Here is a 6,256-nt window from a genome sequence, read left to right on the forward strand (position 1 = left end):
CGGCACAGCAGGACCGGGTACGCCGGGTGGCGAAACCGCTGCTGCTGGCCCCGCCGAACAGACTGGCCGAGATCCGCACCGCCTGGGCCGAGGAGTTGAGCCTGTGACCCGCACCCGCATCACCGAGATCCGCGGCCGCCGTGTCTGGGACAGCCGCGGCCGGCCGACCGTGGAGGCCGAGATCCGGCTGGAGGGCGGCGGCGTCGGCCGCGCCATCGCCCCGGCCGGCGCCTCCACCGGCTCGGGCGAGGCGCTGGACCGGCGCGACGGCGGCACCGGTTTCGGCGGCCACGACGTGCGCGGCGCGGTCGATGCGGTGAACGGCGAGGTCGCCCGCGCCCTGGCCGGCTTCGACGCCGCCGACCAGGCCGGGCTGGACCACGCCCTGATCGCGCTGGATGGCACGGCGGACAAGGCGCGGCTGGGCGGCAACGCCACCATCGCCGTGTCGATGGCCGCGGCCCAGGCTGCCGCGGCGGCCGCCGGCCTGCCGCTGTGGCGCCATCTCGGCGGCGACGACGCCGTACTGCTGCCCCTGCCGGAAATCCAGATCTTCGGCGGCGGCGCCCATGCCGGGCGGCGGCTGGACCTGCAGGACTTCATGGTGATCTGCCCCGGCGCCGGCAGCTTCGCCGAGGCGCTGGACTGGACCGCCGAGGTCTACCGCGCCGCCGGGTCGCTGATGGCCGAGTCCGGCAAGCTGTACGGCGTCGCCGATGAGGGCGGCTTCTGGCCGGCCTTCGCCGATTCGGCCGAGGCGCTGGACATGCTGGTCCGCGCCATCGAGCGGGCTGGCCGCCGGCCGGGCGACGAGGTGGCGATCGCGCTTGACGTCGCCGCCTCCGAATTCGGCCGCGACGGCCGCTACCGCTTCGAAGGGCGGGAGCGCGACACTGGCGAGATGGTCGATCTGGTCGCCGGCTGGACCCGGCGCTGGCCGATCCTGTCGGTCGAGGACCCGGTGGCGGAGGATGACGCCGCCGGCTTCCAGGCCATCACCGCGGCGATCGGCGACCGGGTGCAGATTGTCGGCGACGATTTCCTGGTGACCGATGCGGCGCGGGTGCGCGCGGCGGCGGCGGCACGGGCCTGCACCACCGTGCTGATCAAGCCGAACCAGCGCGGCACGCTGACCGAGACCCGGGCGGCCTGGGATGCGGCCAAGGCGGCCGGGCTGACCGGCATCGTCTCCGCCCGCTCGGGCGAGAGTGAGGACACCACCATCGTCGACCTGGTGGTCGGCTGGGGCGTCGGCCAGCTGAAGGTCGGGTCCTTCGCCCGGTCGGAGCGGATGGCGAAATGGAATGCGGCGCTGCGGATCGAGGAGGCGCTGGGCGCCCGCGCCCGCTTCGCCGGCCGAAGCACCTTGCGCGGGTAGGCCGTCTGAGGTGTTCTGCCCGTCCCGCATCCGGATGAGCTTATGAATTTCGACCTCGCCTCGATCGATCTCCGCATCCTCGGCCTCGTCATCCTCGGCGTCGCCATCCTGACCCTGCTGGTCGCGCTGTTCCGGCGGACCCGGCTGGATCTGAGCCCGCTGACCGGTGCGATCGAGGATCTGCGCCGCGACCTGGGCCGGGTGGAGCAGGAGCTGCAGACGGCGGAACGGCGCGCCGAAGCCTCGGCCGAAGCCCGCGACAGCCGGCAGCGGCAGGAGATCGCGTCGTCGCTGCGCAACACCGGCGAGACGCTGGTCGGCGCGATGCGGGCGATCGGCGAGACCCAGCAGACCCGGCTGGACACCGTGGCCACCCGGCTGCAGGCGCTGTCCGAATCGATGGCACAGAGCCAGGGCCGGCTGCGCGAGACGCTGGACCTGAACCTGCAGAAGCTGCGCCAGGAGAACGAGGCGAAGCTGGAGCAGATGCGCGCCACCGTCGACGAGAAGCTGCAGGCGACGCTGGAGACCCGGCTGCAGGCCCAGTTCCAGACCGTGAGCGAGCGGCTGGAGCGGGTGCACCAGGGCCTGGGCGAGATGCAGGTGCTGGCCGGCGGCGTCGGCGACCTGAAGAAGATGCTGTCCGGCGTGAAGACCCGCGGCACCTTCGGCGAGGAGCAGCTGGACGCCCTGCTGGAGCAGGTGCTGACCGAGGACCAGCTGGTGCGCAACGCCCGGCCGCGACCGGACAGTGCCGAGACGGTGGAGTTCGCCATCCGCCTGCCCGAAGGCGTGCTGCTGCCGGTCGACAGCAAGTTCCCGCAGGAGGATTACGAGCGGCTGAACCTGGCGCTGGAGGCCGGCGATGCCGTGGCCGCCGAGGCCGCGGGCCGGCAGCTGGACCGGCGGATCCGCGACGAGGCGAAGAAGATCGCCACCAAATATATCTACCCGCCCGTCACCACGGATTTCGCCGTGCTGTTCGTGCCGACCGAGGGGCTGTTCGCCGAGATCCTGCGCCGGCCCGGCCTGCGCGAATCAGTGCGCGAGCAGTACCGCGTCACCATCCTGGGCCCAACCACGCTCGGCGCCTTCCTGTCCAGCCTGCGCATGGGCTTCCGCACCCTGGCGATCCAGCACAAATCGGCCGAGATCTGGCAGGTGCTGGGTGCCGTGAAGGCGGAGTTCCAGAGCTATGGCGAGCTGATGGACAAGGTCGGCAAGAAGCTGCAGGAGGGGCAGAACGTGATCCAGCAGATCGGCACCCGCACCCGCGCCATCCACCGCAAGCTGCGCCAGGTGGAGGAGCTGCCGATGGACAAGGCGGCGCCGCTGCTGGAGCTGGATGGGCCGGAGGCCGAGCTGCCGGCCACTGCGGAAGACGATTTGCCATAGCTGGCATGCCGCAGCCTTGTTGCATCGGATATCGGCACGACCTATCCAGTAGTCATACATCCGACAAAAGGTCGAGAGAGGGAACGAAATGAGCGTCCACGCCAATTACATCGCCGGATCCTGGGTCGAAGGCCCGGACGCGGCGAAGAACGTGAACCCGTCGGACCTGTCGGACGTGGTCGGCGAGTACACCCGTGCCGACCGCGCCCAGGCGGAGCAGGCAATCGCCGCGGCCCGTGCCGCCTTCCCGAAATGGTCGATGACCACGCTGCAGGAGCGGCACGACCTGCTGGACAAGATCGGCAACACCATCCTGGCCAAGAAGGAAGAGCTGGGCCGGCTGCTGTCGCGCGAGGAAGGCAAGACCCTGCCCGAGGGCATCGGCGAGGCCGCCCGCGCCGGCCAGATCTTCAAGTTCTTCGCCGGCGAGGTGCTGCGCATCCAGGGTGAGAAGCTGGCCTCGGTCCGCCCCGGCATCGATGTCGAGATCACGCGGGAGCCGATGGGCGTCATCGGCCTGATCACGCCGTGGAACTTCCCGATCGCCATCCCGGCCTGGAAGATCGCCCCGGCCCTGGCCTATGGCAACTGCATCGTGTTCAAGCCGGCCGACCTGGTGCCGGGCAGCGCCTGGGCCCTGTCGCAGATCATCATCGACTCCGGCGTGCCGTCCGGCGTGTTCAACCTGGTGATGGGCCGCGGCTCTGTGGTCGGCGAAACCTTCGTCGCCAGCCGTGACATCGACGCCATCAGCTTCACCGGGTCGGTCGGCACCGGCCGCGCCATCGCGGTGCGCTGCGCCGAGATCGGCAAGAAGGTGCAGCTCGAGATGGGCGGCAAGAACCCGATGGTCATCCTCGACGATGCCGACCTGAACACCGCCGTCGGGGCCGCCACCAACAGCGCCTTCTTCTCCACCGGCCAGCGCTGCACCGCCTCGTCGCGCCTGATCGTGACCGAGGGCATCCATGACCGCTTCGTCGCGGCGATGACCGAGAAGCTGAAGTCGCTGAAGGTCGACAACGCGCTGAAGCAGGGCACTGAGATGGGCCCGGTGGTGGACCAGAGCCAGCTGGACCAGGACCTGTCCTACATCGACATCGGCGTCAAGGAAGGCGCCAAGCTGGCCTTCGGCGGCGAGCGGCTGAACCGCGAGACCGAGGGCTTCTACCTGTCCCCGGCGCTGTTCATCGAGACCACCAACGACATGCGGATCAACCGCGAGGAGATCTTCGGGCCGGTCGCCACGGTGATCCGGGTCAAGGATTACGAAGCGGCGCTGGCCACGGCGAACGACACCGAATTTGGCCTGTCCGCCGGCATCGCCACCTCGAGCCTGAAATACGCCAGCCACTTCAAGCGGGCCAGCCAGGCCGGCATGGTGATGGTGAACCTGCCGACCGCGGGCGTGGATTATCACGTGCCGTTCGGCGGCCGGAAGGGCTCCAGCTACGGCCCGCGCGAACAGGGCCGCTACGCCGCCGAGTTCTACACCGTGGTGAAGACGGCTTATACGTTCCCAGGTTGATCGGACTTAGTCCGATCATACCGGGTTGATCGGCGGAAGGCCGATCATGCCAAGTGTGATCGGTCATCGCCCGATCATCACTTCGGGCTGATCGGTTCGAGAGCGCAGTACTGAAAGGCCCGGCCGGCGACGGCCGGGCCTTTCTGTTGGCGCTTGCGATGTGCCGCGAGATGACCATCATGACCATGATGCGTTGGAGGTCGTTGTGACCGAAGGAACCTGGAGCGTCGCCGAAGCCAAGGCGAAATTCAGCGAAGTCATCGATCGGGCCCGCCGGGACGGGCCGCAGACCGTCACCCGGAATGGCCACTCCGCCGTCGTCGTCGTGTCCGCCGAGGAATGGGAACGGAAGACGAAGCGCGTCGGCACCCTCGCCGATTTCTTCGCCGCCTCGCCCCTGCCTGGGTCGGATCTGGACGTTGAGCGGCGCAAGGACGGCCCCCGCGAGAGCGGCCTTTGAGCTTTCTGCTCGACACCAACGTCGTCTCGGAATGGAAGAAGCCCTTGCCCGACACCGGCGTGATCGCCTGGCTCTCCGAGGTCGATGAGGATCGGATCTTCCTCAGTGTCGTGACCCTGGTGGAACTCCGGCATGGCATCGAACGCTTGCCCCATGGACGACGGCGGATCCAGCTTGATCAGTGGTTGAAAGACGATCTGCCGGCACGCTTCGACTCCCGGATCTTGCCGATCAACCCAGCAGTGGCGGATGCCTGGGGGGTCGTGGTCGCGACGTGCGTCGCCGCCGGGCGACCGATCAGCGCCATGGACGCCTTCGTGGCCGCGACGGCCCAGGTCCACAACCTGACACTGGTCACCAGCAACACGTCGGATTTCGAGGTCGCACTGGCATCCATGGTGAACCCGTGGGCTCGTCCGCTGTCTAGCCAGTGACCAATCGGACCTGTCAGCCACCACCTGCCAGTCCAGCCCGAACCGCGCCAGGGACTTCCGCAGCCGGTTAGGCAATGGCCGGCCTTTCTGTTCGCGGCGGACGCATGCAAGCGCCGCCGGCCCCTCCCGCGAGGGCGGGAGAGGCGAAACGATCTCTTCGATGGTTGGGGTTCGCATCGGCGAACCCAACGGTTCATCGGGGCCGCGATGGCGTCTCACCCGGTGTCGGGCGGCTGGTCCCAGGGCAGGCCTTCGATCGGGTTGTCGTAGCCAGCCATGTCGTACCAGCCGGTGACGATGTGCAGGTGCTTCAGGCTGTGGGTGCGATACCAGTACCGGCCCTTGTCCGGGCCCTCATGGGGCCACCACTCGTCGACATCGTCCGCTTCGTCCGGCAGGTAGCCCTCGTTGGCATAGCGCTGGGGTGGCGTGCGGGCCGCGGGCCCATCCGGGTCCGGCAGCAGCACCAGCTCCGGCTTCACCCCCATGTCGCGGCACAGCCGCAGCACGATCTCCTCGATCGGATGCTCGGCCAGGGCCAGCGCCTCGTCAATCTCGCGGGTCTCGATCAGCTGCTCCCACATCCCGTTGGCGAGATGGGCGGAGGTCCGGAAATCCAGGTTCTGGTCGGAACAGATCGAATGGACGACCACGCGCGCCACCGTGTTGCGGCGTTCCGCCTTCTCCGTGGCGCGGGCCCGGGCGCCGGCGGCGGCCTTGTCGACCGCCTCCCGGTCCTGGCGGGCGAAGGCGAGTTCGAATTGGCGGCGTCGCGCTCACGGATCGCCTCCAGGGACGCCGCATGCAGCGCCTCGGCCCGCTCCATCGCCATCTCGGCCATCCGGTTGAGCATCCGCCCGGCCCGCTCCGCCTGGGGAGCGGCCGGGACCTCCGATGTCTGATGGGATTGCGGCTTGTCCATGGAACATATCATGAACAATGGCTGCGGATAATACTCCTGTGATCGTCGGTTCCCACGCGGCCTCACAGTCCCGAGCCGGCTTGCCCTTTTTACTCTCCCCCCTCCCCATGCGGGTGGGGGGCCGGGGGGGGGGGTGTCG

The 6,256-nt window shown here is 69.0% G+C and carries 6 protein-coding genes; 5 read left to right on the top strand and 1 reads right to left on the bottom strand.

Annotated elements, in window-relative coordinates; genetic code table 11:
* The first annotated feature begins 103 nt into the window (after positions 1-103).
* The 5 genes from eno to AC3XYG_RS05855 all read left to right on the top strand — a co-directional run bounded on the left by eno (position 104) and on the right by AC3XYG_RS05855 (position 5,195).
* Positions 104-1,378 carry a phosphopyruvate hydratase gene (eno, locus tag AC3XYG_RS05835; protein ID WP_489138871.1) on the top strand — a complete coding sequence of 425 codons (1,275 nt, stop codon included), beginning with the start codon at positions 104-106 and terminating at the stop codon, positions 1,376-1,378.
* 42 nt (positions 1,379-1,420) lie between these two features.
* Complete coding sequence (locus AC3XYG_RS05840; protein WP_489138872.1) at positions 1,421-2,773, top strand: DNA recombination protein RmuC; 1,353 nt, start codon at positions 1,421-1,423, stop codon at positions 2,771-2,773.
* 88 nt (positions 2,774-2,861) lie between these two features.
* Entirely contained in the window at positions 2,862-4,301 is a 1,440-nt protein-coding gene (locus tag AC3XYG_RS05845) for an aldehyde dehydrogenase family protein (RefSeq protein ID WP_489138873.1), read from the top strand.
* Between the two features lie 205 nt (positions 4,302-4,506).
* Positions 4,507-4,761 carry a type II toxin-antitoxin system Phd/YefM family antitoxin gene (locus tag AC3XYG_RS05850; RefSeq protein ID WP_489138874.1) on the top strand — a complete coding sequence of 85 codons (255 nt, stop codon included), beginning with the start codon at positions 4,507-4,509 and terminating at the stop codon, positions 4,759-4,761.
* Positions 4,758-5,195: a type II toxin-antitoxin system VapC family toxin gene (locus tag AC3XYG_RS05855; RefSeq protein WP_489138875.1), complete on the top strand. Its 438-nt coding sequence runs from the start codon at positions 4,758-4,760 to the stop codon at positions 5,193-5,195. Before AC3XYG_RS05850 ends, AC3XYG_RS05855 begins: the two co-directional genes overlap by 4 nt.
* A gap of 215 nt (positions 5,196-5,410) precedes the next feature.
* On the opposite strand, the gene AC3XYG_RS05860 is transcribed toward AC3XYG_RS05855, so the two are convergent.
* The gene (locus AC3XYG_RS05860) at positions 5,411-5,857 is read right to left on the bottom strand and encodes a hypothetical protein (RefSeq protein WP_489138876.1); all 447 of its coding nucleotides are present in this window, start codon (positions 5,855-5,857) and stop codon (positions 5,411-5,413) included.
* Positions 5,858-6,256 lie beyond the last annotated feature (399 nt).

Source organism: Inquilinus sp. (assembly GCF_057815775.1).